The sequence below is a fragment of the Rhizobium leguminosarum bv. viciae USDA 2370 genome (genome assembly GCF_002008365.1).
GTDB lineage: Bacteria > Pseudomonadota > Alphaproteobacteria > Rhizobiales > Rhizobiaceae > Rhizobium > Rhizobium leguminosarum.
This window is the reverse complement of the sequence record NZ_MRDL01000027.1, coordinates 1-25679: the sequence shown is the minus strand read 5'-3', so window position 1 is coordinate 25679 and position 25679 is coordinate 1. Positions and strand designations below refer to the sequence as shown.

Annotated in this window: 25 protein-coding genes and 1 pseudogene; 16 read left to right on the top strand and 10 right to left on the bottom strand. The window is 61.3% G+C overall.

What is annotated here, in order from left to right:
- Positions 1-127 precede the first annotated feature (127 nt).
- A complete protein-coding gene (locus tag BS629_RS12985) occupies positions 128-1672 on the top strand; it encodes an acid phosphatase (RefSeq protein ID WP_018246424.1) in 1545 nt (514 codons plus the stop codon).
- 51 nt (positions 1673-1723) lie between these two features.
- Here the strand turns inward: BS629_RS12985 and BS629_RS12980 are convergent, their stop codons facing one another.
- Positions 1724-2482 (bottom strand): IclR family transcriptional regulator, encoded by a 759-nt coding sequence (locus BS629_RS12980; RefSeq protein WP_018246425.1) that lies wholly within the window; start codon positions 2480-2482, stop codon positions 1724-1726.
- A gap of 156 nt (positions 2483-2638) precedes the next feature.
- On the opposite strand from BS629_RS12980, the gene BS629_RS12975 reads away from it, so the two are divergent.
- The 9 genes from BS629_RS12975 to ligD all read left to right on the top strand — a co-directional run bounded on the left by BS629_RS12975 (position 2639) and on the right by ligD (position 12288).
- Complete coding sequence (locus tag BS629_RS12975) at positions 2639-3346, top strand: 3-oxoacid CoA-transferase subunit A (protein ID WP_018246426.1); 708 nt, start codon at positions 2639-2641, stop codon at positions 3344-3346.
- Positions 3343-4032 carry a 3-oxoacid CoA-transferase subunit B gene (locus BS629_RS12970; RefSeq protein ID WP_018246427.1) on the top strand — a complete coding sequence of 230 codons (690 nt, stop codon included), beginning with the start codon at positions 3343-3345 and terminating at the stop codon, positions 4030-4032. The genes BS629_RS12975 and BS629_RS12970 overlap by 4 nt, the downstream gene beginning before the upstream one ends.
- A gap of 9 nt (positions 4033-4041) precedes the next feature.
- Entirely contained in the window at positions 4042-5247 is a 1206-nt protein-coding gene (gene pcaF / locus BS629_RS12965; protein WP_018246428.1) for a 3-oxoadipyl-CoA thiolase, read from the top strand.
- 76 nt (positions 5248-5323) lie between these two features.
- The gene (locus tag BS629_RS12960) at positions 5324-5806 is read left to right on the top strand and encodes a GNAT family N-acetyltransferase (RefSeq protein WP_018246429.1); all 483 of its coding nucleotides are present in this window, start codon (positions 5324-5326) and stop codon (positions 5804-5806) included.
- Positions 5807-5938: 132 nt separating this feature from the next.
- On the top strand, positions 5939-7153 hold the full coding sequence (locus BS629_RS12955; RefSeq protein WP_018246430.1) for an MFS transporter: 1215 nt from the start codon (positions 5939-5941) through the stop codon (positions 7151-7153).
- 197 nt (positions 7154-7350) lie between these two features.
- Entirely contained in the window at positions 7351-8145 is a 795-nt protein-coding gene (locus tag BS629_RS12950; protein ID WP_020493446.1) for an SDR family NAD(P)-dependent oxidoreductase, read from the top strand.
- A 95-nt stretch (positions 8146-8240) separates the two neighbouring features.
- Positions 8241-10397, top strand: a complete 2157-nt coding sequence (gene glgX / locus BS629_RS12945; RefSeq protein WP_018246432.1) for a glycogen debranching protein GlgX — start codon at positions 8241-8243, stop codon at positions 10395-10397.
- A gap of 8 nt (positions 10398-10405) precedes the next feature.
- A complete protein-coding gene (locus tag BS629_RS12940) occupies positions 10406-11413 on the top strand; it encodes a DNA topoisomerase IB (protein ID WP_018246433.1) in 1008 nt (335 codons plus the stop codon).
- Positions 11410-12288, top strand: a complete 879-nt coding sequence (ligD, locus tag BS629_RS12935) for a non-homologous end-joining DNA ligase (RefSeq protein ID WP_018246434.1) — start codon at positions 11410-11412, stop codon at positions 12286-12288. The genes BS629_RS12940 and ligD overlap by 4 nt, the downstream gene beginning before the upstream one ends.
- A 97-nt stretch (positions 12289-12385) precedes the next feature.
- On the opposite strand, the gene BS629_RS12930 is transcribed toward ligD, so the two are convergent.
- The 3 genes from BS629_RS12930 to BS629_RS12920 are packed head-to-tail and all read right to left on the bottom strand — an operon-like array spanning position 12386 to position 13782.
- The gene (locus tag BS629_RS12930) at positions 12386-13111 is read right to left on the bottom strand and encodes a glutathione S-transferase (protein WP_018246435.1); all 726 of its coding nucleotides are present in this window, start codon (positions 13109-13111) and stop codon (positions 12386-12388) included.
- Between the two features lie 6 nt (positions 13112-13117).
- Complete coding sequence (locus BS629_RS12925) at positions 13118-13408, bottom strand: DUF3175 domain-containing protein (RefSeq protein ID WP_026188762.1); 291 nt, start codon at positions 13406-13408, stop codon at positions 13118-13120.
- A 59-nt stretch (positions 13409-13467) separates the two neighbouring features.
- Positions 13468-13782, bottom strand: coding sequence for a hypothetical protein (locus BS629_RS12920; RefSeq protein ID WP_018246437.1), 315 nt, complete (start codon positions 13780-13782; stop codon positions 13468-13470).
- A 163-nt stretch (positions 13783-13945) separates the two neighbouring features.
- On the opposite strand from BS629_RS12920, the gene BS629_RS12915 reads away from it, so the two are divergent.
- Positions 13946-14314, top strand: a complete 369-nt coding sequence (locus BS629_RS12915; protein ID WP_018246438.1) for a hypothetical protein — start codon at positions 13946-13948, stop codon at positions 14312-14314.
- Positions 14315-14411: 97 nt separating this feature from the next.
- Here BS629_RS12915 and BS629_RS12910 read toward each other — a convergent pair whose 3' ends face one another.
- The 4 genes from BS629_RS12910 to BS629_RS12900 all read right to left on the bottom strand — a co-directional run bounded on the left by BS629_RS12910 (position 14412) and on the right by BS629_RS12900 (position 18874).
- The gene (locus tag BS629_RS12910; RefSeq protein WP_018246439.1) at positions 14412-17129 is read right to left on the bottom strand and encodes a hybrid sensor histidine kinase/response regulator; all 2718 of its coding nucleotides are present in this window, start codon (positions 17127-17129) and stop codon (positions 14412-14414) included.
- 215 nt (positions 17130-17344) lie between these two features.
- Complete coding sequence (locus BS629_RS39200; RefSeq protein ID WP_003548963.1) at positions 17345-17518, bottom strand: hypothetical protein; 174 nt, start codon at positions 17516-17518, stop codon at positions 17345-17347.
- 316 nt (positions 17519-17834) lie between these two features.
- Entirely contained in the window at positions 17835-18089 is a 255-nt protein-coding gene (locus BS629_RS12905; protein ID WP_026188763.1) for a DUF2934 domain-containing protein, read from the bottom strand.
- Between the two features lie 143 nt (positions 18090-18232).
- The gene (locus BS629_RS12900) at positions 18233-18874 is read right to left on the bottom strand and encodes a UdgX family uracil-DNA binding protein (protein ID WP_020493448.1); all 642 of its coding nucleotides are present in this window, start codon (positions 18872-18874) and stop codon (positions 18233-18235) included.
- A gap of 212 nt (positions 18875-19086) precedes the next feature.
- Here BS629_RS12900 and BS629_RS12895 point away from each other — a divergent pair, with 212 nt between their 5' ends.
- Complete coding sequence (locus BS629_RS12895; protein WP_026188764.1) at positions 19087-20550, top strand: phospholipase D-like domain-containing protein; 1464 nt, start codon at positions 19087-19089, stop codon at positions 20548-20550.
- A 93-nt stretch (positions 20551-20643) separates the two neighbouring features.
- Positions 20644-21459: an endonuclease/exonuclease/phosphatase family protein gene (locus tag BS629_RS12890; protein WP_026188765.1), complete on the top strand. Its 816-nt coding sequence runs from the start codon at positions 20644-20646 to the stop codon at positions 21457-21459.
- Between the two features lie 250 nt (positions 21460-21709).
- Here BS629_RS12890 and BS629_RS12885 read toward each other — a convergent pair whose 3' ends face one another.
- A complete protein-coding gene (locus BS629_RS12885) occupies positions 21710-22633 on the bottom strand; it encodes a nucleotidyltransferase and HEPN domain-containing protein (RefSeq protein ID WP_026188766.1) in 924 nt (307 codons plus the stop codon).
- Positions 22634-22784: 151 nt separating this feature from the next.
- Positions 22785-23201 carry a WGR domain-containing protein gene (locus tag BS629_RS12880; RefSeq protein WP_018246443.1) on the bottom strand — a complete coding sequence of 139 codons (417 nt, stop codon included), beginning with the start codon at positions 23199-23201 and terminating at the stop codon, positions 22785-22787.
- A gap of 580 nt (positions 23202-23781) precedes the next feature.
- Here BS629_RS12880 and BS629_RS39195 point away from each other — a divergent pair.
- The 3 genes and pseudogenes from BS629_RS39195 to BS629_RS12870 all read left to right on the top strand — a co-directional run.
- On the top strand, positions 23782-23949 hold the full coding sequence (locus BS629_RS39195; RefSeq protein WP_164903098.1) for a hypothetical protein: 168 nt from the start codon (positions 23782-23784) through the stop codon (positions 23947-23949).
- 354 nt (positions 23950-24303) lie between these two features.
- Positions 24304-24468, top strand: a complete 165-nt coding sequence (locus BS629_RS39705) for a hypothetical protein (protein ID WP_018246446.1) — start codon at positions 24304-24306, stop codon at positions 24466-24468.
- Between the two features lie 664 nt (positions 24469-25132).
- A pseudogene (locus BS629_RS12870) lies at positions 25133-25679 on the top strand (MobA/MobL family protein); the annotation flags it as partial.

The following is a 25679-nucleotide window of genomic DNA, read 5'->3' as shown; positions in this document are numbered from 1 at the left end:
ATCCTCCTGCGGCATCACGGCAACCCCTGATGTCACAAAGTTGATAGATGGCCGGAATAGCGTCGAAGGGCCCCCGAGCGTTCTCCGCTCCCTCTAGCCAACGCCCCCCTAGCCATGAGGTACCACCGTGAAAAGACTGAAACTCCTCCATTCGATCTGTCTCGCCGGATCGGCCATCGTGCCGTTTGCGGTGGCGACGGCAACCCATGCGGCGCCGGCCGGTTACGACAAGATCGACAATGTCGTCGTCATCTATGCCGAAAACCGTAGCTTCGATAATCTCTACGGCAGCTTTCCCGGCGCCGATGGGCTCTCGAACGCGACTGCCGATCGCGCACGCCAGCTCGACCGCGACGGCCAGCCGCTGTCCGAACTGCCGCCGGCCTGGGGCGGCCTCACCGCCAAGGGTGTCTCGCCTGCCGTCACCGAGGCGCAGTCGGCCCATCTCGCCAACGCCTCCTTCGCGATCGACGATCCGCAGGGCTTCGCAGAGGCGCCTTCGGTCATCACCCGCGACCTCTGGCATCGCTTCTACCAGGAGCAGATGCAGATCGACGGCGGCAAGAACGACAAGTTCGTCGCCTGGGCCGATTCCGGCAGCCTGGTCATGGGCCATTACGACGGCTCCATCCTGCCGATGTGGCAGGTCGCCAAGAAATACGTCATTGCCGACAATTTCTTCCAGGGCGCCTTCGGCGGTTCGTTCCTCAACCATTTCGCGCTGGTCTGCGCCTGCACGCCCTATTATCCCAACGCCGACAAGAGCCCGGCCAAGCCCACCATCGCCAAGGTGGATGCGGATGGCACTTCGCTGACCGTGGCGGAGAACGCCCCGAAGTCGGCGCTGGACGGCGCACCGAAATTCGTTTCCGACGGCACGCTGACGCCTGACTTCTACGCCGTCAACACCATGCAGCCGCCCTACCAGCCGAGCGCCAATCCGCCGGCCAAGGATGGTGACGCGGCCTATGCCGATCCGGCGGCCGCAACGACGCTGCCGCCGCAGCACGAAATCACCATCGGCGACCTGTTGTCGCTGAAGGGCGTCAGCTGGGCCTGGTATAGCGGCGCCTGGCGGGCAGCCCTGGACGGCAAGAATGCCACCCCGGTGCCGAACTTCCAGTTCCATCACCAGCCGTTCAACTATTTCGCCAATTTCGCGCCCGGCACCCAGGCGCGTGCGGATCATCTGAGGGATGGTGGCCTAGGCGGTGAAGCCTTCCTTAGGGATATCGACGACGGCAAGCTGCCGGCGGTTTCCTTCTACAAGCCGCAGGGCAACCTCAACGAACATGGCGGTTATGCCGATGTTTCGAGCGGTGACCAGCATCTTGCCGATGTCGTCTCCCACCTGGAGAAGAGCCCGCAATGGGGCCATATGCTCGTCATCGTCACCTATGACGAGAATGGCGGCTTCTGGGATCACGTCGCGCCGCCGAAGGCCGATCGCTGGGGCCCGGGCAACCGCATTCCGGCCTTCATCATCTCGCCCTTCGCCAAGGGCGGCATGGTCGATCATACGCAGTACGACACGACGTCGATCATCCGCTTCATCACCGCGCGCTACGATCTGCCGGTGCTGCGCGGCATCGTCGCCCGCGACAAGGCGCTGCGCAACAACGACCGGCCGCCGATGGGCGACCTGACTGCCGCGCTCGACCTGACGCATTGACCGATTATGAGCCGCCCCGGCGCTGGCCGGGGTCGCTTTCCCTTCAGGCCGTCACCGCCGCAGCAGCGGCCGCAATGCCGCCTGCGTTTCCTTCAGCAGCGGCAGATAGCGCTCCTTCATCTCCGCCGCCGGGACGAGGGCGGCCGGCGCGCCGATATTGATCGCCGCGACCGTTTCGCCACGATCGTTGTCGATGGGCACGGCAATGGAGCAGAGGCCGATCTCCAGCTCCTGATCGATAATGGCATAACCCTCGGTGCGGACACGGCGGAATTCGGCGATCAGTTCATCCGGATCGGTTCTGGTATTTGCAGTGTTTTGTTTCAGCTCGCTGCGGGCCAGGATCGCGCGGGCCTCGCTCTCGGTAAGGGCTGCGAGCAGCACGCGCCCCATCGAGGCGCAGTAGGCGGGCAGGCGGCTGCCGGGGGTGAGATTGATCGACATGACGCGGCGCTGCGAGGCGCGGGCGATATAGACGATGTCGGTGCCGTCGAGCACCGAAGCCGAGGCGCTCTGGCCGGCCTTTTCCGAGAGAAGATCGAGATGTGGCTGCAGCAGCGCCGGCAGCGGCGTCGCTGAGAGATAGGCATGGCCAAGGCGCAGGATCTTCGGCGTCAGCGTGAAGAACTTGCCGTCATAATCGGCATAACCGAGTTCGGCGAGCGTGAGCAGCGAGCGACGCACGGTGGCGCGGTCAAGCTCCGTCAGCTTGGCGGCCTCGGCAATGGAAAGCCGCTGCCGCGTTTCACCGAACGCTTCGATGACCTTCAGGCCGCGGGCAAAGCCGCTGACGAAATCCGTTTCGCGCATGGGTCCAGTCTCCAATGGATTCATTTACTTTGTGCGATATATGAACAAATGTCAAATAGCGCACAAATACATTGCCGCTTGGCCCGCCGCCCTTTATGTCTACGCCAGAGGACGGGATGGAGAGTTCCCGATCGCATAGCCAAGGAGAGATCCCGCATGGACAAGACAGTCGGGAGCACGGCGGAAGCCGTCTCAGAGATCGGTGATGGCGCGACCGTCATGATCGGTGGTTTTGGTGGCTCGGGCGCGCCGATCGAGCTTATCCATGCCTTGATCGACAAGGGTTCCAAGGGACTCACCGTGATCAACAACAATGCCGGCAACGGGCGCATCGGTATCGCGGCGATGATCGATGCCGGCATGGTGCGGAAGATGATCTGTTCATTCCCGCGGTCGTCGGATCCGCGCGCCTTCACCGATAAATATCTGGCCGGCGAAATCGAGCTCGAGCTGGTGCCGCAGGGAACGCTTGCCGAGCGCATCCGCGCCGGCGGAGCCGGCATCCCGGCCTTTTATACGCCGACGGCCTACGGCACCGAACTGGCCAACGGTAAGGTCATCGCCGAATTCGATGGCCGCCATTACGTGCAGGAGCGCTGGCTGAAGGCCGACTTCGCGATCGTGAAGGCCGAGATCGGCGATATCCAGGGCAACCTCACCTACAACAAGGCCGGCCGCAACTTCAATCCGCTGATGTGCATGGCCGCGGCGAAGACCATCGTCCAGGTCTCATCCATCGTTCCGGCCGGCGGCATCGATCCCGAGCATGTGGTGACACCAGGCATCTTCGTCGACCGCGTTGTCGCCGTCCCCAGTCCCCAGCAGGAAGAAGAGCTCATTCGAGCCGGAGTGGCCTACGTATGACCATCGACACTCGTGAAGACATCAAACTTTCCAATGCGCAGATCGCCTGGCGCGCCGCGCAGGATATCGCCGATGGCGCCTATGTGAACCTCGGCATCGGCTTTCCCGAAATGGTCGCCCGCTATCAGCCGCCCGGCCGTCAGGCGATCTTCCACACCGAAAACGGCATCCTGAATTTCGGCGAGCCGCCGGCGGCAGGCGAGGAAGACTGGGACCTGATCAACGCCGGCAAGAAGGCGGTGACGCTGAAGCCGGGTGCCGCCTTCTTCCATCACGCCGATAGCTTCGCCATGGTGCGCGGCGGCCATCTCGACGTTGCGATCCTCGGCGCCTATCAGGTCGCCCAGAGCGGCGACCTCGCCAACTGGCGGGTCGGCAGCAAAGGCGTGCCGGCCGTCGGCGGCGCCATGGACCTCGTGCATGGTGCCAAGCAGGTCTGCGTCATCACCGAACACGTCACCAAAACAGGCGAGCCGAAGCTGGTGGGGAAATGCACCTTCCCGCTGACCGGCGTCGCCTGCATCACCCGCGTCTATACCAGCCACGCCGTCATCGACATTGTGAAGGGACGCTTCGTCCTGCGCGAGAAGCTGGCCGCGATGTCGCAAGAGGAATTACAGGCGATGACCGGCGCGCCTCTGCACGTCGAGGGCCCGGTCGGCGACCTCGTCGTGCCCAAACTCTGAGGAAAAGCCATGACCGAAGCCTTTATCTGCGACTATGTCAGAACGCCGATCGGCCGCTTCGCCGGCTCGCTGTCCCAGGTGCGCGCTGACGACCTCGGTGCGATCCCGCTGAAGGCATTGATGGGACGAAACGGTGCCGTCGATTGGGAGGCCGTCGACGACGTCATCTTCGGCTGCGCCAACCAGGCGGGCGAGGATAACCGCAATGTCGCGCGCATGTCGGCGTTGCTCGCCGGCCTGCCGATTGCGGTTCCGGGCACGACGATCAACCGGCTCTGCGGCTCCGGCATGGATGCGGTGATCACGGCGGCGCGCGCCATCCGCTCTGGCGAGGCCGAGCTGATGATTGCTGGCGGCGTCGAGAGCATGTCGCGCGCGCCCTTCGTCATGCCGAAGGCCGAGACGGCCTTTTCACGGGCCGCCGAAATCCACGACACCACGATCGGCTGGCGCTTCGTCAACCCGCTGATGAAGAAGCAATATGGCGTCGATTCGATGCCGGAGACGGGTGAGAACGTCGCCGCGGACTATCATGTCAGCCGCGAGGATCAGGATGCATTCGCGGTGCGAAGCCAGGCGAAGGCGGCTGCCGCCCAGGCGAACGGACGGTTGGCGAAGGAGATCACCCCGGTGACCATCCCGCAGCGCAAGGGCGATTCTGTTGTCGTCGACAAGGACGAGCATCCGCGCGTGACGACGATCGAAACGCTGGCGAAACTCGCCACGCCGTTCAAAAAGGAGGGCGGCACGGTGACGGCTGGCAATGCCTCCGGCGTCAATGATGGGGCGGCGGCGCTAATCATCGCTTCCGAAGCGGCGGGACGGAAATACGGCCTGACGCCGATTGCGCGCATCCTCGGCGGCGCGGCCGCCGCAGTTCCGCCAAGGGTGATGGGTGTCGGGCCGATCCCGGCCTCGCGCAAGCTGATGGCACGGCTCGGCATGACCGCGGAGCAGTTCGATGTGATCGAACTCAACGAGGCCTTCGCCAGCCAGGGACTGGCGGTGCTGCGCGCGCTCGGGATTGCCGATGATGACGCGCGGGTGAACCGCAATGGCGGCGCGATCGCACTCGGCCATCCTCTTGGCATGTCGGGCGCACGCATCACCGGCACGGCAGCGCTCGAGCTTCTGCAGACCGGCGGAAAATATTCGCTGTCGACCATGTGCATCGGCGTCGGGCAGGGGATCGCGATCGCCCTTGAAAGAGTTTGAGGTCGGGACGCTTCCAGCTTTTGCCGGAGGCTGCCGACCCGTTGCGCGCGGCGCCCGGTTTCGTTAGAGATCGGGCATGCTGATCCGACCCGCAGACAAGAACGATCAAGGCGCCATCTGGAGGATCATCGGTCCGACCATCCGCGCCGGCGAAACCTATGCGCTCGATCGCGATCTGACTGAGGCCGATGCGCTCGCCTACTGGATGGGACCGGACCGCGAGACCTTCGTCGCCGAAGAGAATGGCGTGATCCTCGGCACCTATTACATCAAGGCCAATCAGGCAGGCGGCGGCCGGCATGTCTGCAACTGCGGCTACATGACCGACGCTGCCGCGAGCGGCCGGGGCGTCGCCCGCTTGATGCATGAGCATTCCCTGGAACATGCCCGCTTGCGGGGCTTTCGGGCGATGCAGTTCAATTTCGTCGTTAGCAGCAATGAACGCGCCGTCGCGCTGTGGCAGTCTCTCGGCTTCGATATTGTCGGCCGGCTTCCTGGCGTGTTCCTTCACCCTACGCAGGGCTATCTCGACGCATTGGTGATGTTTCGTACCCTCTAAGTGCGACGAAAAAAGATGTGAGTGCGCTGTCGAATTCGCAGCGGTTCAAACGTCTTTGGATTGCAGGCGCGAAATGTGGCAGGCTTGCCGCATGCGTCGCGATCACTCTGTCGGCATGGAGGTTATGAAGCCATGAGTGTTTCCTATCGTTGGGTCATCGTCGCTGTGGGCGCTTTGATGACATGCGTTGCGCTCGGCTCGATGTTCTCGCTGGCGATTTTCCAGGAGCCGATTGCAACGGCGACCGGCTGGTCGCATGTCGGCATAGCGAGTGCGATGACGCTGAACTTCATCGTCATGGGCTTCGGCGGATTCTTCTGGGGTGCGGCAAGCGATCGCTTCGGCCCCCGCGTCGTCGTGCTGATCGGGTCGGTGCTGCTCGGCCTGGCGCTGGTCCTCGCGAGCCGCGCCGAGACGCTGCTGCAGTTCCAGCTGACCTACGGTATCCTCGTCGGATTGGCCGCCAGCACGTTTTTCGCGCCGATGATCGCGGCGACGACCGCCTGGTTCGACGAAAACCGCGGGCTTGCGGTGTCACTCGTCTCCGCCGGCATGGGCGTCGCGCCGATGACGATCTCACCCTTCGCGCGCTGGCTGATCTCAGCCTATGAATGGCGGCCGGCCATGTTGATCATCGGCGTCGCAGCCTGGGTGCTGCTGGTGCCGGCCGCGCTTCTCGTCAGGCGCCCGCCTGCCGAGACCGCCGATACCGGAACCGAGTTCGCAGCCGACGGCGCCCCGCCGCAGCTGTCGAAAGTATTTCGATCGCCGCAATTCATCGTGCTTGGCCTGACCTTCTCAGCCTGCTGCGCAGCGCATTCCGGGCCGATCTTCCACATGGTCAACTATGCGACGATCTGCGGCGTAGCACCTATGGCGGCCGTCAGCATCTACAGCGTCGAGGGCCTGGCGGGACTGGGCGGCCGGCTGCTCTATGGCAGCCTTGCCGACAGGATCGGGGTGAAGCCGGTGCTGGTCGCCGGGCTGCTGGTGCAGGCGGCAGCACTTGCCACCTATCTCTTGGTCAGCCAGCTCGGCGAATTCTATGCGCTCGCCATCGTCTTCGGCAGCGCCTATGGCGGTGTGATGCCGCTCTATGCCGTGTTGGCGCGGGAATATTTCGGGCCGCGCATCATCGGCACCGTCTTCGGTGCTGCAACGATGCTCTCCAGCCTCGGCATGGCCTTCGGCCCTCTGATCGGCGGCTGGATATTCGACACTTTCGGCAATTATTCCTGGCTGTTCATTGGCTCCGCAATGGTCGGGTTGGGGGCTGCGGCAATAGCGCTGGCATTCCCGCCTCTTGCCGGCCAAAAACCACAGCCGGCCTTTGGCGTGGCTCCGTAGCGAGACCCCTTTCGGTGCTCGCACGCAATCTCAGGCGGCCGTCGGTGACGATGGCCGCTTGCATGAAAACCGCGTAGCGCTTCTATGGCGATGCAATCTCGCTCTTTCGTGCATTGCCCTTCGTCGATTTCCCCTAGATACTTCTCCTATTCGTTTCATCACCTATGTCCTTGGTTTTTCGGGAGGCTATCGTCGCCATGGTCGAACTTGCGCAATCGCTCGCATCCATCAAGCTGCCGGACCTGTCCGGCAAGGCCGTGCTGATCACCGGCGCCTCGACCGGGATCGGTGCGGCACTCGCCCGCGCCTTTGCCGCGCAGGGGGCCAAGGTTGGTGTGCATTACAATGCCAGCCGCGAACCGGCGGAGAAGCTTGCAGGCGAGATCCGGGCTGCCGGCGGCACGGTGCATCTGATCCAGGGCGACGTGTCGAGGGAAGGCGAGACCGAGCGTGTCGTCGAGGAGACGGCGAAGACCTTCGGTCATCTCGACGGGCTCATCAACAATGCCGGCGGCATGCTCGGGCGCAAGCCGACTTCGGAATATACCGACGCGCATTATGCCGCGGTCATGGACCTCAACGCCCGCTCGGTGCTGGCGGCAACGCGTGCGGCGCATCCCTGGCTGAAAAAGCAGGGCGGCTTCATCATCAACACCACCTCGATCGCCGCGCGCAATGGCGGCGGCAATGGTGCGATCCTTTATGCGGCGTCCAAGGGCTTCGTCTCGACGATCACCCGCGGCCATGCCAAGGAATTCGTCGCCGACAGGATCCGCGTCAACGCGGTGGCGCCGGGCGTTATCGCGACACCCTTCCACGAGCGTTATACCAATGACGAGCAGATGGAGCTGCAGCGCAAATCGATCCCGATGGGCTTCGTCGGCACATCGGAGGATTGCGTCGGGGCCTATCTCTTCCTCGCCTCGCCGACGCTGTCGGGTTACATCACCGGCCAGATTATCGAGGTCAATGGCGGACAGTTGATGCCTTAATCTCCGCCTCCTCAAGAGATCTTCCCTTGCGAGCCAAGGGAACTTTCGAGCCGCCGTTACGTTTCCCGCATGGTCTTTTTATCGAGCGGGGCATTATGAGCTATTCATTTTCGGAACTCGACTTCCTCAAGCCGGAGCTCGGGGCGGAATATACGGGTTCGGGCACTCATTTCGCGGTATTCTCAGCGCATGCAGAACAGATTGAGCTCTGCCTCTTCTCGCCTGATGGCAAGAAGGAGGTGGCGCGATTGCCGCTGCCGAAGCGCGAAGGCGATATCTGGTCCGGCTATATCGCCGGCGTGGGACCAGGCACCGTCTACGGCTATCGCGCTCACGGTCCCTATGATCCCAACGCCGGCCATCGCTTCAATGCGAACAAGCTGCTGCTCGACCCCTATGCCAAACAGGTCACCGGCGAGCTGACATGGGATGACGCGCTGTTCGGTTATCAGATCGGCGAAGACGATCTTTCCTTCGACGAGCGCGACAGTGCGCCCTTTACAGTCAAGGGCGTGGTGCAGGATCCGGATTTCGATTGGGCGGGTGAAGAGGCGATCCGCCGTCCCTGGCCGGATACGATCATCTATGAGGCGCATGTGCGCGGCCTGACGATGACGCATCCGAAGGTGCCAGACCGGCTGCGCGGCACCTTTCTCGGCATGTGCAGCGATCCGATCATCGACCATCTCGTCAAGCTCGGCATTTCGGCGATCGAGCTTCTGCCCATCCAATATTTCCTCGACGATCGCTATCTCCTGGAAAACAACCTACGCAATTATTGGGGTTACCAGACGCTCGGCTTCTTCGCGCCACAATCGCGCTACATGTCCGGCGACAAGATCACCGAGATCAAGACCATGGTGAAGAAGTTCCACGCCGCCGGCATCGAAGTCATCATGGACGTGGTCTACAATCACACCGCCGAAGGCAGCGAGAAAGGCCCGACGCTCTCCTTCCGTGGGCTGGATAATGCCAGCTATTACATCCTCTCCCCTGATGATCCACGTCACACCTTCGATACGACGGGCACCGGCAATACGCTGAATGCTGCCAATCCTATGGTGATGCGTATGGTGCTCGACAGCCTGCGCTATTGGGTCGGCGTAATGCATATCGACGGCTTTCGTTTCGACCTTGCCAGCACACTCGGCCGCCAGGATATGGAATTCGACAGGCAGGGCCTGTTCTTCGGCGCCATCCGCCAGGATCCGATCCTCGCCGGTGTCAAGCTGATCGCCGAGCCCTGGGACGTGGGCGATGGCGGCTATCAGGTTGGCGGTTTTCCCCATCCCTTCCGCGAGTGGAACGACAAGTTTCGCGACGACGTGCGCCGCTTTTGGAAGGGCGACGGCGGCATGGTGTCGGAGATCTCGCAGCGCATCACCGGCTCGGCGGTACAGTTCAACCACTCGGATCGCGGCGCGACCTCATCGATCAATCTGCTGTCGGCCCATGACGGCTTCACCCTGATGGACACGGTTTCCTTCAACGACAAGCACAATGACGCGAACGGCGAGGATAACAGGGACGGACATTCGGACAATCATTCGGACAATATGGGTGCCGAAGGTGTGACGGATAACGAGGACATCAACAGCCTTCGGGCACGGCGGCGGCGCAACATGATGGCGACGCTGATGCTCTCCCAGGGCGTTCCGATGATCCTTGCCGGTGACGAGGTGGGCAACAGCCAGGGCGGCAATAACAACGCCTATTGCCAGGATAACGAGATCGGCTGGACGGATTGGTCGGGGCTCGACGACCCCTTCCTCGATTTCTGCCGGCAGGCCGTCGCATTCCGCAAAGCCCATCCCGTCCTGCGGCAAGAGCGGTTCCTGACCGGCGAGACTGCCGAGGACGGCCGCATCGAGATCGCCTGGTACAAGCCGGATGGCAGTTTCATGGACGATGGGGCCTGGAACGACGACGGATTGCAGGTGCTCGGGGTCTATGTCTCGAGGAGCGTGAATGCCCCAGACACCGAGACGATGGACGACCTCTTCCTCATCTTCAATGCCGGCGGCGATTGCGAGGTGCACCTGCCTGTCGTGAATGGGCTGAAGCAGTGGTCGAGGGTTCTCGACACGGGGACGGAGACGGATGCCTTCGAGGTGCACGAGCCGGAGAACCCGGTCATCGTCTATGCCCAGAGCGTGGCGGTCTTTGCACCGAAGGGACAGACCGAGCCGCCGAAGGGCGCGACAAAAGCCGAGCGCCGCCGCTGGTTCCAGTTCGGCCGCAGGAGCAAATAGAAGAGACCATGAATGCCGAAGCCATCACCGACCTTGGTCTCGTCTATGTCAGCGATACTGAACCAGGCATCCGCAGACGAAGGAAGGGCAAGGGCTTCAGCTACGTGATGCCCGACGGCACGACGCTTGCCGACGAATTGCAGCGGGCGCGCATCGGCGCGCTCGGTCTGCCGCCGGCCTATGAAAATGTCTGGATCTGCCTCTACGAGAACGGCCATCTGCAGGCGACAGGCTTCGATGCGCGCGGACGCAAGCAATACCGCTACCACAAGGAATGGCAATCCTTCCGAAGTGCGGGAAAATTCCATCAGCTGATCGAGTTCGGCCGAGCCCTGCCTCGGATACGCCGCACCGTGTTGCGCCATCTCGACACCGGCGCGGAGGATGTTAACGGCGTGCTTGCGGCTTTGACGACCCTGCTTGACGAGGCGCATTTGCGCGTCGGCAACCAGGCCTATGTCAGGGAGAACGGCACCTATGGTGCAACGACGCTGCTGAAGCGCCACCTGAAGATCGTCGACGGGCAGATAGAGCTGAAATTCCGCGCCAAGGGTGGCAAGCGTGTCCAGCGCAGTCTCAAACATCCCAGGCTGCAGAAGATCCTGGAGGAGATAGCGGACCTGCCCGGCCGCCAGCTCTTCGTCTGGAAGGATGAAAGCGGCGCGCTGAAGCCAATCGATTCCGGCCGGTTGAACGCCTATCTGGCCGAGATATCGGGGATTCCCATTTCGGCGAAGACCTTCCGCACCTGGGCCGGATCGCTGGCGGCCTTCGGAGCGGCGCGCGAGACGATTGTCGGCGGCGGCCGGCCGACGGTAAAGCAGATGTCGGAAGCCGCCGCCGAGGCGCTGCACAACACACCTGCGATCTCGCGCTCGAGCTATATCCATCCCGCGATCATCGCGCTCGCCAGCAACGATCATCCGCTGATCGAGAATGGCAACGAGCCGCTGCGGGGCTTGCGGGCCGAGGAAAACAGGCTACTTGATTTCCTCACAAGCGAGATCGAAGAATGAGCCCCAGAAATCCGCCGGCAGCAGATGTATCGCTGACCCATCCCGACCGGCTCTATTGGCCGGATGAGGGCGTGACCAAGCAGGCGCTGGCGGATTATTACGCGGCGGTCTGGCCATTCATGGTGCCTTATGTCGTCAATCGGCCGTTGGCATTGCTGCGTCTGCCGGACGGGATAAAAAGCCAACAGCGGTTCTTCCAAAAACATGCCTGGAAGGGCATGAATCCGCATATCGAGGAGATCGCCGACCCGCAGGATGCGGACGGCGAAAAGCTGCTGCGCATCGCCGATTTCAACGGTCTCGTGGCGCTGGTGCAATCGGCCGTGCTCGAAATTCATCCCTGGGGTGTAACGACCGACAATTGGGAAAAACCCGATATGATCACCATGGACCTCGATCCTGGCGAGGACGTAGCCTGGAGCGCTGTCATAACAGCAGCGATTGAATTGAAGGCGCGGCTGGAAGCCCGTGGCCTGGCGGCCTTCGTCAAGACATCAGGCGGCAAGGGGCTGCATGTGGTGACACCGCTTTCGCCGAAGGCCGGCTGGGCGGAGGTGAAGGATTTCGCCCATTCGCTGGCCGAAAGCATGTCGGCCGATGCGCCGGAGAAATATCTGGCAACCGCGACGAAGGCAAAACGCGGCGGGCATATCTACATCGACTATCTCCGCAACGGCCGCGGCAACACGGCGGTCGCGGCCTATTCGACGCGGGCACGACCGGGTGCGCCGGTTTCGATGCCGCTCGATTGGCCCGATTTGGACGAGGTCAGCGGTCCGGCCGCTTTTACACTCGGCAACGTGCCGCATCGGCTGGAGACCCGGCCGAAGGACCCGTGGGGAAATTTCTTTGATGCGGCCGTGCCACTGGAATGAACGGCTCTATCCTTTTGCTTTACGCAATTCCCGGCAAAACCGCTTCGCGCTTTGCCTGGGAAAACCGCTTCGCACTTTTCCTGGAATTGCTCTTGCCTCATCCCACACTGTCCAGCTCAGGATAATGCCTGAAAATCCCTTCCTCGTTGAAGGCGAGGCGGCGGGGGGAGGCGAGATAGCGGGCAATGTTCGGACGTTTCGCCACCGCATCATGCAGAGCCAGCAGCGCGGGATATTCCGCCTTGCGGTTTGCCATGGCTTTCGGAAAGGCATAGGTCAGCCCCTCGATCACCTGGAAGAGCGAGAGGTCGACATAGGTCAGCGCATCGCCGACTATATGATTGCGACCCTTCGGGTTCTGCCGCAGCACACGCTCGAAATAGCCGAGGAATTTCGGAATGCGTTCGCGGATGAAGGCGGCTGAGCGGGCTTTTGCCTCCGGCTTCTGGTCCTCGTAATAGAGCGACGTGTCGATCGGATGGTGCGTATCGTGCACTTCGGCGACGAAATCGGTGACGGTCAACTGCAGGCCGTTCACGACATGGCGAAGACCATATTCCTCAGGCGCAAGGCGGAGCTTCGGACCGAGGTAAAACAGGATGTTGGCGACATGCGGGATGATGAGGTCGCCGTCCTTCAGGAAGGGTGGTGCAAAAGGAATATGCGGTTCGCTTTCACTCTCCATGACGTCGATCATGGCGCTGGTACCACGCCCGGGCTGGCGGGTGATATCGATATAGTCGGCGCCGGCTTCTTCCAGCGCCAACCGTACGAATTCGCCGCGACCTTGAATGCCGTCCCAATAATAAAGCTCGTATGCCATGGCTGCTCAATCCTTCGGTTGACGACCGAAGTCTTTTCGCAATTCGTCCTTGGCTTTTTCAAGAGTGCCGCGTCGCTTTTTCGTCAGTTGGTCGCCAGCGCGGTTGATGTAGAAGGTCAGCATCGACATGGCGGCGCGATAAGGGCTCGACTTGCGGCGAGCGCTCTCTTCGGCGGAGTGCTTGACGGAACGGGCAATCTTCTTCGGATCGTCCGATTTGAACACGCCTTCCTTCAGGTCCATCGCATCGCTGTGTTCGGTAACGTCCTGCGACCATTTCTTGTTCGATTTGGCCATGTCGAAAATCCTTTTGCCGGATGCGGTGGGCAGCAAGTCACCGCCTGTCCTATTTCCAATCAGTGGTGAGTATGGTGTTCGTTGCGCTTGCGCGTCGCAGCGGCCTTCTTCGCAGAGGCGGACCGCTCCTCCTTCGAGCGTGCGGCGGACGCCGCGCCGCCGATGCGGCCGCCCTTTTCGGAGGATTCATGCGTGTCCTTCTTGCCGCGGCCGGAACCGGATTTATTGCCGCCGCCGCTTTCCTTGTTGACGGTCGCCCAGGCACGCCGTTCGGCCTCCTTGACGGAGACGCCGCGCTCTTCATAGCTTTCCTCGATGTGCTCGGCTTTGCGCTTCTGCTTGTCGGTATAGTCGGATTTGTCACCTTTCGGCATCTCAGCCTCCTCTGGTTTTCAAAGGGATTGAACCGGTACGGCGCCCAAAAGTTCCGGCCGCGGGCATGGCTGGCAAGCCCTGGATTCGGGAACAAAAGCCGATTTTATCAGGTTTCGAAGGGGAGAAGCCTGCATGCGCTGCACATGAGAAGGAGCCGAGAACATGGAAAAACACATCGTCAAAGCCGATGGAAACGGCGCGATCGACGTGAACGGCCAGGTGTCGCCGGTCACCTATACCGTCAGCCTCAAGCAAGGGAAGGGGCACTCCTACGAGGTTGGCATCCGCCTGATGGCGCCGCGCGACTGGCTGCTGCAGAGGGGTTTCGAGCGGGATGCCGTGCTGGTCAGCCAGAGCGGTGCGCGCATTCCCGTCTATCACGATGATGGCAATCATCACGATGATGACAGTCATCACGATGATGGCCGGCTCGATCCTGCCGACACGATCTCGATCGAACTGGCGGCGCGCGACGACAGCTGCACCAGCGAGGTGGATCTGATGCGCAAATATCCCGAGTTCGACGGCTAGCGCATTTCCGTTTTTCTCCGAATCACGGAAATGCTCTATCTCTTGTTTCCACGCAATTCCGGACGCAAAACCGCTGCGCACTCTTGCTGGAATTGCTCTAGCCAACAGGCCGTTGCTGGACGGCGGTCTTTACCGCCCGTTCGAGCGCGGTGCTGCTGAACGGTTTTGACAGCAGCACCGAGCCGGACAGGCGGCTTGCATCCGGCAGGCTGCTGTGGCCGGTCGCAAACACCAGGCCGACCGATGGAAAGGCCTCGCGCGCCTTGGCGGCAAAGACCGGACCCGACATGCCGGGCAGGCTGACATCGGCGACGATGATGTCGACGATGGTGTGTCCGAGGATTTCCACGCCCCGTTCGCCGCTATCAGCCTCGATGACGTCATAACCGAGATCCTGGAGAATCTCGGCAGTATCCATGCGGATGAAGGCGTCGTCTTCCACAAGCAGCAGCTTCAACTTTTCACCGGTGATATCGGGAGGTTTGGGAACGGGCGCTGCGGCATCGCTCACCCCCTGGCGGCGTTGCGTCCGGCTGGCAAGCACGTGGCGGATCTTGCGGGCGAGTTCCTCGCGCGTATAGGGCTTGGAGAGCAGTTCCAGACCAGGATCGAGCCTGCCGCCATGGACGATCGAATTTTCGGTATAGCCCGATGTGTAGAGCACGGCGATATCAGGCAGGCGCTCGCGCGCCATGCGCGCAAGCTCCGGGCTTCTCAATGGGCCGGGCATGACGACATCGGTAAAGAGCAGGTCGATATGGGCGCCGCTTTCGATAACGGTGAGCGCGCTTTGCGCATCCTTTGCCTTCAGCACGTGATAGCCGAGATCCGTCAGCATCTCGATGACAGTCGTGCGCACACCCTCGTCATCCTCGGCGACGAGGATGGTTTCCGTGCCCCCGGTTGCCGGCACACTGTCGACATTGGTGATGCGATCCTCGCTCTGGAACGAGCGGGGCAGATAGAGCTTGACGGTCGTGCCTTCGCCGATCTCGCTGTAGATCTTCACGTGGCCGCCGGACTGCTTGACGAAGCCATAGACCATCGACAGGCCAAGACCGGTACCCTTGCCTTCCGGCTTGGTCGAGAAGAAGGGCTCGAATGCCTGTTCTATTACCTCCTGCATCATGCCGGAACCGGTATCGGTGACCGCCAGCACGACATATTGGCCGGCGGTGACTTCGGGATGGGTGCGGCTGTAGGAATCGTCGAGGAAGGCGTTGCCGACCTCGATCGTCAGCTTGCCGGCGCCATCCATCGCGTCGCGGGAGTTGATCGCAAGGTTGAGCAGGGCGTTCTCGATCTGGGTGGGATCGGCAAAGCTGTTCCAGAGACCGCCGGAAACCATGGTCTCAACTTCGATCTCCTCGCCGAGCGCGCGGCGCAGCATGTCGTCCATGCCGGTGACGAGACGGCCGATATTGACGACCTTCGGTTCCAACGGTTGGCGACGGCCGAAGGCGAGCAGTTGGCTTGCCAGCCGCGATCCGCGTTCGACGGCGGCAAGCGCGTTGGAAATGCGTTCCTTGGCCCGGCCGCTCTCTGCCACGTCCTTGCCGAGAAGCTGCAGGTTGCCTGAGATCACTTGCAGCAGATTGTTGAAATCATGGGCGACGCCGCCGGTAAGCTTGCCGATCGATTCCATCTTCTGCGATTGCTGGAGTGCTGCTTCGGCCTGCTGACGCTCGGCAATCTCGGCCGCGACGCGGACCTCGAGCATTTCATTGAGTTTCCGCAGCTGATCTTCCATGCCGCGGCGCTGGTCGATTTCGACTTTGGCAGCACGGAAGAGCCGGATATTGTCGATCGCGACGGCTGATTGGCCGGCGAGGCTGACGAGGCTCGACTCGGCCGCTTGGGAAAAATGGCCGGGCTGGCCGTGGCCGAAGAACAAGCCGCCGATGACGCTGCCGTCGCGTGATTTCACCGGCACGGCAAGATAGCTCCTGACCGGCAGATGCCCCTTGGGCATGCCTGTATGTGGCGCATTCTGCCCGTAGCGCGGGTCGAGCAGGATGTCGTCGGAGCGCACGATGCCTTCGCCGTCGAAGGTCGGCGCGAAGACCTTGGTGTTGCGCGGCATCGGGAATTTCTCGAAGTTCTTCCGATCGACACCGGATAGCGCATAGAGCATATAGCTGCCGCCCTCGCCATCGTCGACATTGTAGAAGAAGGCGCCGAATTCCGCGCCGGTCAGCGTCACGCCGGCATCGACGACAATCTGGGTAAGGCGTTCGACACTGGGCTCGGCGGTGATGGCGGCTCCCGCCCGGTTGACGACCGCAAGCGCCTCCGATTTCACGCGCAGCTCTTCCAGCGCCGTCTCTTCGCCGCGCTTGGCCGATACCTGGTCGGTGACATCAAGGGCCGCACAGAGGATGCCGGCAACTGTGCCGTCATCGTCGCGCAGCGGCGTGTATGAGAAGGTGAACCAGGTGTCCTCGGTGCGGCCGTCGCGGCGCATCGGGATGAGCAGCTCTTTGAACAGCTGCGAACTGCCGTCGAGCGTGCTGGCGACGATCGGCGAGAACTGTTCCCAAATATCCGCCCAGACCTCGCGGAAAGGTCTTCCGAGTGCGTCGGGATGGCGCTGCGGGAAAACAGGCACGTAGGCGTCATTGTAGAGAAAGGCGAGATCCGGACCCCAGGCTACGAATTTGGGCTGGCGGGAATTCAACACCATTTCGGCGATATGTTTGAGGGAAGCGGGCCAGCTTTCGACCGGACCGAGACCGACGGCGTGGAAAGCCGGATGCCGTAACAATTCGCCGATTTCGCCGCCGCCTCTCGGCCAGCCGTTCCCGACGCTTCCCATTCAAAATCGCTTCCTTGTCGTCCGCTGCGCCGGAGTGTTGGCCACCTCGGGTTCAGCCCTTCCAAACCGTCAACATAGAGGCTTCCGATAGCAGGGAAAGGGCGCGGTCGAAATATCCTTAACCCAGAGCTTTGTGCGTCCTTTCGCACGCGCAAAGCTCGATGCGCCAGGGCGTTCAACACTTTTAGCCGTCTACGGACGGCGCCTGCGGGCTGTTATTTTCGATAGAGTTTCTGCGATGCGGCGAAGGCACGGCCGATATAGACGGAGACCAACTGCACCGGCGCGCGCGGATCGCGGAAAACCAGTCCCACGAGGTTATCGACGACAAGGATGAACCCGAGCGCGAGACCGAGGTAGAGCAGCGCGGCGATGACGAGGAGCGACATCTCCATCCCTCACACGATCGCAGTCGAAGCGCGGTTGCTGGCTAAAAAGAGGATTTCGGTTTGACCGTCGTTCATGGCAACTTCCCCGTCCCGCCATAAACTGTCATCGTAACTTCTTGTTCCCGGTTATCGGGCGAAGGTTCAACTTTTTTTGGAAGCCTCAAAGCTTGCAGCGTCATCCGGCCTCTGTTCACCCCCGCATGGAAGCCCACCTCTGAAATTGCATAAAGCACAACTAATTCAGGCATATGACAAACGGGGACCAAAGGGCGTCGCAACGACGCCCTTTTTTCTCGACTGCTCGGTATTTCGGTGTTCAGGACGCCGTCTTGCGGCTCGCAGTCCGTTTCGGTGCCGGTGTCACGACGCCGTTCGTCTTGCTGCCCGTCACGCTGCGCTTCGTCTTGGGCTTGACTTCCTTGCCGTCGGAAGACGCAGCAGAACCTTCGAGCCTGTCGCGCTCGTGTCGTGCCTGTTCCCAATGGATGGAATCTCGCCCTGTCGGATAGCCCTCTTCTTCCCAGAGGGCGTATGCACGTTTTTTGATCCACTCTTCCCGAGTTTCTGCCATCGCTGATCTCCAGTCACATGATGCCGTCGTTCGAACGCGATACTGCTTGGATGGTTCCAGAGGAGGGGAACTCTTTCAAGCGAAATCGCGCTGCACCCGCGAATATTTCGCGTTGCAGCATATTAGGGTTGAGAATCGACCTTTCATTGGGGCCGAAACTCCCCCGCCTTGTGCAGATCTGACACGAAATCCCGGCGCTGCCGGCGCCGCTCCGCCTCGTCGCGGATGCGCAAGAGATAGGAGGGGTGGATGGTGACCAGAACGGGTGGACGGTTTGTCGGATGCAGGATATGGCCGCGCTGCGGCGTCAGCTTCGCCTTTGGCCCGAGCACCGCATAAAGTGCGCTTGCGCCGAGCGTCACGATAAGTTTCGGCTGCAGGATGTTGAGTTCGGCGCCGAGCCACCAGGCGCAACGCCTGATCTCGCCGGCATTCGGTTTTGAATGCAGCCGCCGTTTGCCGCGCGGCGTGAACTTGAAGTGCTTGACGGCATTGGTGACATAGCAGCGCTGCCGGTCGAGACCGGCCTCTTCCAGGCAGCGATCGAGCAGTTGGCCGGCGGGACCGACGAAGGGCCTGCCGGTCAGATCCTCCTGATCGCCCGGCTGCTCTCCGATGAGGACGATCTCGGCTTTCACAGAACCTTCGCCGAAGACGATTTGCGTGGCATTCCTATAGAGATCACAACGGGTGCAGCCTTCCGCCTGATGCCGGAGTTCGGCAATGCTTGCGGCATCCGCGACTTCGAGCGCCAAGGCAGGGCCGACACTTGCGGCGATGTTCATGATGGCGATCCTCATCTCCTCGGGATCAATCCATCTGTGCCGGCATTGTTCCCGTTCGGGAATGGGCCGCGCGCTTTCGAAATCGCAGGCCCCTTCCTGAACTTTTCGCGATCGATCCCGGGCCGGCAAAATGATCACGGTAAGAAATTTCGCGTCATGGGAGAGCGGCGGCGTGATTGAACGTCGCCATTTCGCGGCTATATTCGCCTGCGATGTTCTATCTCCTATCAACCTACTGGCCGCATATCCTCTTTGTCGTTTCGATCGCCATGGGGGCCGCGGCGGCGATCCATGCCGCCATGACCAAGGAGGAGGTGCGCGCGGCGATCGGCTGGGTCGGCGTCATCATTCTGTCTCCGATCATCGGTGCGCTGCTCTATGCAATTGCCGGCATCAACCGCATTCGCCGCAAATCGCTGAGCGTCCGGCGCGACGCGCTGCTGCTTGCTGCCGAATTCGACGAATTGGAGACATTCGATGCCGAGGCCGAGACGGTGATCAGCCAGTTCGGCCGCCGCTTTGCGGCGCTGCAGACGCTGGGCGACCGGGTGACGCGCAATCCGCTGACGACAGGCAATACGATCGATGTGCTGGAGACCGGCGACGAGGCCTATGCGGCGATGAAATCAAACATCGACGAGGCGACACGCAGCATTCTGCTCGAAACCTATATTTTCGACCGTGACGCTGTCGGTCTTCGCATCGCCGATGCGCTGATTGCGGCGGCCAGGCGGGGTGTGGAAGTCCGGGTGCTGATCGACGCGGTCGGTGCGCGTTATTCGGTGCCGAGCATTCTCGGCCATCTCAGGGAAGGCGGCGTCACCGTCGCCGTCTTCAACGGCAACGTCATCATGGGCTTGCGGCTGCCCTATGCCAATCTGCGCACCCACCGCAAGATCCTGATCGTCGACGGGAAAATTGCACTGACGGGCGGGATGAACATCAGGGCGGGCTTCAGCGAGGAGGCAACAGGCGAGAGCTTTGCCCACGACACGCATTTCAGCGTCACCGGCCCTGTCGTTGCCGACCTTTTCGACCTCGCCGCCGAAGACTGGCGCTTCTCCACACAGGAGTTGTTGAACGACGAGCCCTGGCACATCGAACCGCCAGAGCGCAGCCCCGGCGATCCCATCCTGATGCGTGTCGTCGCCTCCGGCCCGGACCGCAGCGTCGAGACCAACCACAAGATGCTGATGGGCGCCTTTTCCGTGGCGCGCCAATCGATCCGCATCATGTCGCCTTATTTCCTGCCGGACCGCGAACTCATCAGCGCGCTGGTGACAGCGGCGCGGCGCGGCGTCGAAGTCGATATCATCGTGCCTGCGGTCAACAACCTCGTGCTGGTCGACCGGGCGATGACGGGGCAATTCGATCAAATCCTCAAGAACTACTGCCGCATCTGGCGGTCCACCGGCAGTTTCAGCCATTCGAAGCTGCTGACGATCGACGGCACCTGGGCCTATGTCGGCTCTTCCAACCTCGACCCGCGTTCGCTGAGGCTGAATTTCGAGGTCGATCTCGAAGTGCTGAACGAGGGCTTCGCCGGCGAGATCGACGAGCATATCGAGGAAACCTTGAGATCGGCAACGCCGGTGACGCTTGAGGGGCTGCAGGCGCGACCCTTCGCGGTGCGGCTGCTAGAGAAGGTGCTATGGCTAGGGTCGCCCTATCTCTGAAGGATTTTTTGTGATCGGACGTGGCAAGTTCGACTTGGCTGCCTATACTGCTGAGACAAGCCTTTTCGATCAACGGAACAAGTGCGCCTGCCGATGCACGCCAGAAAAGACAGCCTTCCCGCCACCATTCTCGCCTCGATCAGGAGCAGGAAAAAGCGGCTCGACGCAGCCTATACCGAGGCAAGGCCGCGCAGTGCGGGAACGCTCATCGCCTCCTACAACGTGCATAAGTGCATCGGCACCGACCGCCGCTTCGATCCGGAGCGCACCAGCCGGGTGATCCATGAAATCGGCGCCGACGTGATCGCGCTGCAGGAGGCTGATACGCGCTTCGGCGAACGCACCGGCATTCTCGATCTCGGCCGGTTGGAGCGGGAGACGGGGCTGATCCCGGTGCCGGTCGCCGGCATGGCGAAGGCGCACGGCTGGCACGGCAATGTCGTGCTCTTCAAGAAGGGGCTGGTGCATGACGTGCATCAGGTCAAGCTGCCGGGACTGGAGCCGCGCGGCGCGCTGGTAGCCGAGATCGAGCTCGAGCAGGGCGGAGTGCTGCGCATCATCGCCGCGCATTTCGGATTGCTGCGCCATAGCAGAGCCCAGCAGGCTCGCACCCTGGTCGAACTCATCAACGACAGGCACGAGATGCCGACCATCCTGCTCGGCGACCTCAACGAATGGCGGCTCGGCGACCGGTCTTCGCTCAATACCTTCCAATCCGCCTTCGGACCGCTGCCGCCCGCTGTCCCGAGTTTCCCCGCCGGCCTGCCGCTTCTGGCGCTCGACCGGATCATCGCCAACCGCAAGGGGATTATCTCGCAGGTGGAAGCGCATGATACGCCGCTTGCGCGCATCGCCTCCGATCACCTGCCGATCAAGGCACTGGTCGATCTGGAACCGGTGGGCGGTTAAAGCCGGTCGGAGACTTGTGCTACTCCAATAACCTTGCGCCGGTCTGTGATAAGCTTAGCCCCGTTGCCTGTCCGGCTTCGGCTGGTCTTCCGACCGTTTCAAAGATCCAAACACCAGCCATGTTGGATGAATTCAGCCAGGCTTATTAGAATCCTCGCTTGGTCACGGTGCGCGCCACTATTCAGCCCTGATAGGGCTCCGAAGGGGAAAAGCCGGCTCCAAGGCGAGCGTGGGAAATCGTAGTGCCGACTCACGTTTCGACATCGTTGCCACTGATCCGCTCAAGTGTCTCCAGATGCTCGGCGCACGCCGTGTTGACCAGCTCAAGCAGCAAAGCGGTTTTCTCTGCAAGCCAGCCAAGAGCCTCCTCACTGATCTCGTAATGTTTGGAGTAGCGCGCCTTCACATAGGCCTCGTTCAGTGTGTTGAACCAGGCGCGCTCACGATGCTGATCGCGAGGAAAAGCTTCGGCCAATCGCCGATCCTGTTCTTCGGCAAGGGAGCGTAGGAATTTGATGTTGTGAGAAGGCGGGCCGTAGTTTGTTAGGGTTAGCAGGACGCAGGAATAGGCTTGTTCCAACGCCTGATGGAGCTGGAATGCTGCAACCCGGAGTTCCTTTTCGCTAACGCAAGATATCGCTATCTTTAGGAAAGACCGCGAAAGTGATAGCCGATCCTGATAATGTTCTTTCGCAATACGGAGTCGATCCGCCATTGAAAGTGGCTTGGGTTCCGCAAGCTGCTCATCGTCCAGTTCGTAGAGAACGATACCTTCCTTGCGGATGTCGGAGAAGAAATACTGCCCTTCCTTGAGATAGGTGTTCACCTCCCGCCTGGAGTGGACGATGAAGCTCACCGGCGTTTCGATCGACTTGTCGTGGATTAGCCGGTCAGCCGCCTTGTGCCAGTACTCGGCAAACTCGCAGAGCTTGCGATTGTTGACGATGATCAAGAGATCGAAATCCGAGCGATAACCCTTCATGGTGAAGGGTTCATCGACCCATCCACCCTTGGCGTAGGAGCCGAAGAGGATGATCTTCAAGATCCTGCCGCGCTTCTTGAAGTCGGCCGTACCCTCTTTCAACGCGTCCTCGAATTCCTCGTGCAGGATTTCCAGAACCCGGCCGAGTTCTCGCTGCTTGCGAAGCGGCATATGATCGAGCGACGACTTCATGAGCAATCGATAGGCGAAAGATCCTGCACCGTCCAGCCGCAGATTTCACATTGTACGACCCTAGGTTCGCGTCGGAATACGTCCACTTTGGTCCACCCTGCGAACGCGCCCTTAACGTTCGCCAAGGCACCGCGGCTGCCCTGGCTTACTCTCAGGAAATTCCAGGGCCCACTGGGCGTATATCGTCCGGCCGGGGCTCCATTCCGCCGGCGTCGCCGGCTCTACGAAATCTGCTGAAGCAGTCTTCGCGCCTTTCGCGGTGAAGATTTTCTTGGGCGAAGCATGTTGCACCGTCATATCGATAGCCGCGACGCAGCTTGCGGCCGAGCACGCGCTCAAAGGCAGTATCAGCCGCTTCGGGCGTATCGTACAGTTCCACCATCGGCCGGCCTTCGGTACCGATCTGGCCCCAATTGCGCACGAGAGAGCTGCCTCCGAGCAACGTCGGCTGGATCGCCAGACGATAGAAACGCGCCATATTTCGGGACGGATCGATCCGATAGAGCAGCATAATGTCAGCCGTTGTATCCATGATCGGATCATGCGCGCTCACCAATTGGCCGTCCAACGAGTTTCCTGAATCGGTCGTGGCGGATCGATTCATGTTCTTGATGCACGCTACCGCCTGACGGTTTCTTCAACACCCGGTGAAGAGCTCTTGCCGAAGTTGGCGATGAGAGAACCGATCTTACTGATCGCAGCCGGCTGTCGCGCGCGAGATGGCTTGCTGCCCGACGCAGATACGCGGAAGGAAGACCCCCCGGCGGCGAGCCGAACCGGAAGGTTATCCTCTGGAACAACCCCGCCTGAGGCCTACAGGCCGGCCCCGAAAGCGGGGCCGGCTCCGAGCGTGTCTCTGCCGCGAGCCTTGTTGTTGTTCGAGCCGTCGAGGGCGTCGAGCCCATTGACGGCTATTCTGGTGCCATACGGAGAGGGAAAGTCTGCTCAGTCGATCCGAGGGTGCCATGGCGGCATAAAGGCCTCAAGCACTTCGTGGTTCCCCCAATTTTGCCTCCGCTGCGGTTCCCTCCACTCCGACAAAATCGGCTCCCCCACTCGCCGGCTCCGCCGCTCGCTGACGCGATCCTTGACCCCTCCATCCCGCCATGACCGGGACGCTCGTCTTTCACAACGTCAAGGAGACGACAATGACCATTTGCATCGACGAAGTCATCGAGCTGCTGCGCGCCGAACTCGGGAATGCCGATCCTGTCGAGCGCCGGCAGATCGAGAGCGAACTCGAACTGGCACTGGCCGAGCGGGAAATCATCGAGGCCGAACAGGATGGCCGCATCGACGTCGAGCCTCCGTTCTGACGGAGGCTTATCGCCGTGTCCATGAGCCTGACCGGCCAGATCGACCGGCCGCCAGGCTGTCAGGGGTTTCCACCCCTCGACACTCCCGCCACCTCGCGCCGGATAGGGTCGCGTCCCCTTCAGGGACGCGGGTCTCTTCTCTCTCTCTCTGGCATCCTATTCTACTCCAGCAAATCCGGCGTCAAGGACGGCCCGGGCTCCCGCATTTTTCCGCAGCTGCGCTTCTCAGAAAAATCGGTTCTCCCGCTTGCGAGCCGCGTCCGCGGTCCTTGACCCTCTCTGCAACGGAGTGGCCGATCTCCGCCATCAACGAAGGATGTCGCATTATGACAACCGATCTAAGCCTGATGCTCTATGCCAAGCTTGCTGCTTCGGCTCGTCGTCTCTGAAACCGCTTCGCAAGAGCTTCACGATCATCCAGCCGGCGAGAAAGAGATCAGGCGCTTCAGCATCAATCTGCTGGACGGTCTCGAGATCGATTTCGATACGCATGAATATTGCGTCAACGGCGGCGACTGAATCACCACGCTGACCGCGGACACTGGCGTCGTCGTCGAAGTCAACAAAGGGCATCCGGCAGCAAACCGGAATGCCGGTTGATGCCGCCCGTGTCGTTTATGGCCGAGGAGCAGTTGATGACAAGCTGCCATAAGCAGCGTCCCCACTCCTGGCGCTTCCCCTCCAGACCGTGGTGTGCTCGACTGCCGGTGCAGTTAGCCTTCCGGCTAGACCCACGCAAAACCATCAGTATCTTTTTGCCAGACGTAGTCCGCTCATGCGTAGCGATCGACTATGATCCTGGGTGATGATCTGCTCGACCCAATGTTTTCGACTGGGTAGTCGTGCGGCCCGATCAGCGGTCGACGCTGCAATCTGACGCGCCCGCTTTCCCGCGTTCGACCGTTTCGGTTGCCCCAGCTTAGATGGCGCGAGAAGCCTTCACCCGACCATGGAAGACCTCACCATCCTACTGTTCCTTTTGTTTCGATGAGCGATGCCAGCCAACATACTAACTAGAATAAAGTAGTAAAATACTTTAACCTGCAGCGGCAAAAGCGGCATCGGCCCTGCGTTCCGATTGGTTTGAGGGCGCAATATACGTCGCTGTCGCGACGTGCTCGGGTGAGGTGGAGACGACAGTGGCGATCATGTTCGTCAGAGCACAGGTGATCGGCAGGGGCNGGCCGAGAACATCGCGCTGGTGCGCGAGTTCGTCCGTGATAACTTTACGTCCGAGCAAATGGTCGCCGATTGGGTTTATCACGACAAAGACGGCAATCCGCATATCCATCTGTTAACGACCGTGAGACCGCTGACGGAGGAGGGCTTCGGGCCGAAAAACGCTCCTGTTTTGGGAGAGAATGGCGAGCCATTGCGTTTTGTCACGGCCAGGCGGCCCACTGGTCGGATTGTTTATAAGTCCTGGGGCGGCGACAAGGAAACCTTGCAGGCGTGGAAGATCGCCTGGGCGGAGACGGCCAGCCGGCACCTGGCGCTTGCCGGTCACGAGATCCGGCTCGATGGCCGCTCCTATGCCGAACAGGGCCTCGATGGCATCGCCCAAAGACATCTCGGTCCGGAGAAGGCAGCACTCGCCCGCAGGGACGCGGAGATGTATTTTGCTCCGGCCGACCTTGCCCGTCGCCAGAAGATGGCCGACCGGCTGCTTGCCGATCCTGCGCTCCTGCTGAAGCAGTTGAGCAATGAACGCTCCACCTTCGATGAGCGCG

Coding starts and splice junctions, on each gene's coding strand:
- pcaF (WP_018246428.1), top strand. CDS start 4,042: ATGACCGAAGCCTTTATCTGCGACTATGTCAGAACGCCGATCGGCCGC.
- BS629_RS12925 (WP_026188762.1), bottom strand. CDS start 13,408: ATGGCCAAATCGAACAAGAAATGGTCGCAGGACGTTACCGAACACAGC.
- BS629_RS12910 (WP_018246439.1), bottom strand. CDS start 17,129: ATGGGAAGCGTCGGGAACGGCTGGCCGAGAGGCGGCGGCGAAATCGGC.
- BS629_RS12970 (WP_018246427.1), top strand. CDS start 3,343: ATGACCATCGACACTCGTGAAGACATCAAACTTTCCAATGCGCAGATC.
- BS629_RS12950 (WP_020493446.1), top strand. CDS start 7,351: ATGGTCGAACTTGCGCAATCGCTCGCATCCATCAAGCTGCCGGACCTG.
- BS629_RS12955 (WP_018246430.1), top strand. CDS start 5,939: ATGAGTGTTTCCTATCGTTGGGTCATCGTCGCTGTGGGCGCTTTGATG.
- BS629_RS12975 (WP_018246426.1), top strand. CDS start 2,639: ATGGACAAGACAGTCGGGAGCACGGCGGAAGCCGTCTCAGAGATCGGT.
- BS629_RS12915 (WP_018246438.1), top strand. CDS start 13,946: ATGGAAAAACACATCGTCAAAGCCGATGGAAACGGCGCGATCGACGTG.
- BS629_RS12890 (WP_026188765.1), top strand. CDS start 20,644: ATGCACGCCAGAAAAGACAGCCTTCCCGCCACCATTCTCGCCTCGATC.
- BS629_RS12920 (WP_018246437.1), bottom strand. CDS start 13,782: ATGCCGAAAGGTGACAAATCCGACTATACCGACAAGCAGAAGCGCAAA.
- BS629_RS12960 (WP_018246429.1), top strand. CDS start 5,324: ATGCTGATCCGACCCGCAGACAAGAACGATCAAGGCGCCATCTGGAGG.
- BS629_RS39200 (WP_003548963.1), bottom strand. CDS start 17,518: ATGTCGCTCCTCGTCATCGCCGCGCTGCTCTACCTCGGTCTCGCGCTC.
- glgX (WP_018246432.1), top strand. CDS start 8,241: ATGAGCTATTCATTTTCGGAACTCGACTTCCTCAAGCCGGAGCTCGGG.
- BS629_RS12885 (WP_026188766.1), bottom strand. CDS start 22,633: ATGAAGTCGTCGCTCGATCATATGCCGCTTCGCAAGCAGCGAGAACTC.
- BS629_RS12940 (WP_018246433.1), top strand. CDS start 10,406: ATGAATGCCGAAGCCATCACCGACCTTGGTCTCGTCTATGTCAGCGAT.
- ligD (WP_018246434.1), top strand. CDS start 11,410: ATGAGCCCCAGAAATCCGCCGGCAGCAGATGTATCGCTGACCCATCCC.
- BS629_RS12895 (WP_026188764.1), top strand. CDS start 19,087: ATGTTCTATCTCCTATCAACCTACTGGCCGCATATCCTCTTTGTCGTT.
- BS629_RS12900 (WP_020493448.1), bottom strand. CDS start 18,874: ATGAACATCGCCGCAAGTGTCGGCCCTGCCTTGGCGCTCGAAGTCGCG.
- BS629_RS12905 (WP_026188763.1), bottom strand. CDS start 18,089: ATGGCAGAAACTCGGGAAGAGTGGATCAAAAAACGTGCATACGCCCTC.
- BS629_RS39705 (WP_018246446.1), top strand. CDS start 24,304: ATGCCAAGCTTGCTGCTTCGGCTCGTCGTCTCTGAAACCGCTTCGCAA.
- BS629_RS12930 (WP_018246435.1), bottom strand. CDS start 13,111: ATGGCATACGAGCTTTATTATTGGGACGGCATTCAAGGTCGCGGCGAA.
- BS629_RS39195 (WP_164903098.1), top strand. CDS start 23,782: ATGACCATTTGCATCGACGAAGTCATCGAGCTGCTGCGCGCCGAACTC.
- BS629_RS12980 (WP_018246425.1), bottom strand. CDS start 2,482: ATGCGCGAAACGGATTTCGTCAGCGGCTTTGCCCGCGGCCTGAAGGTC.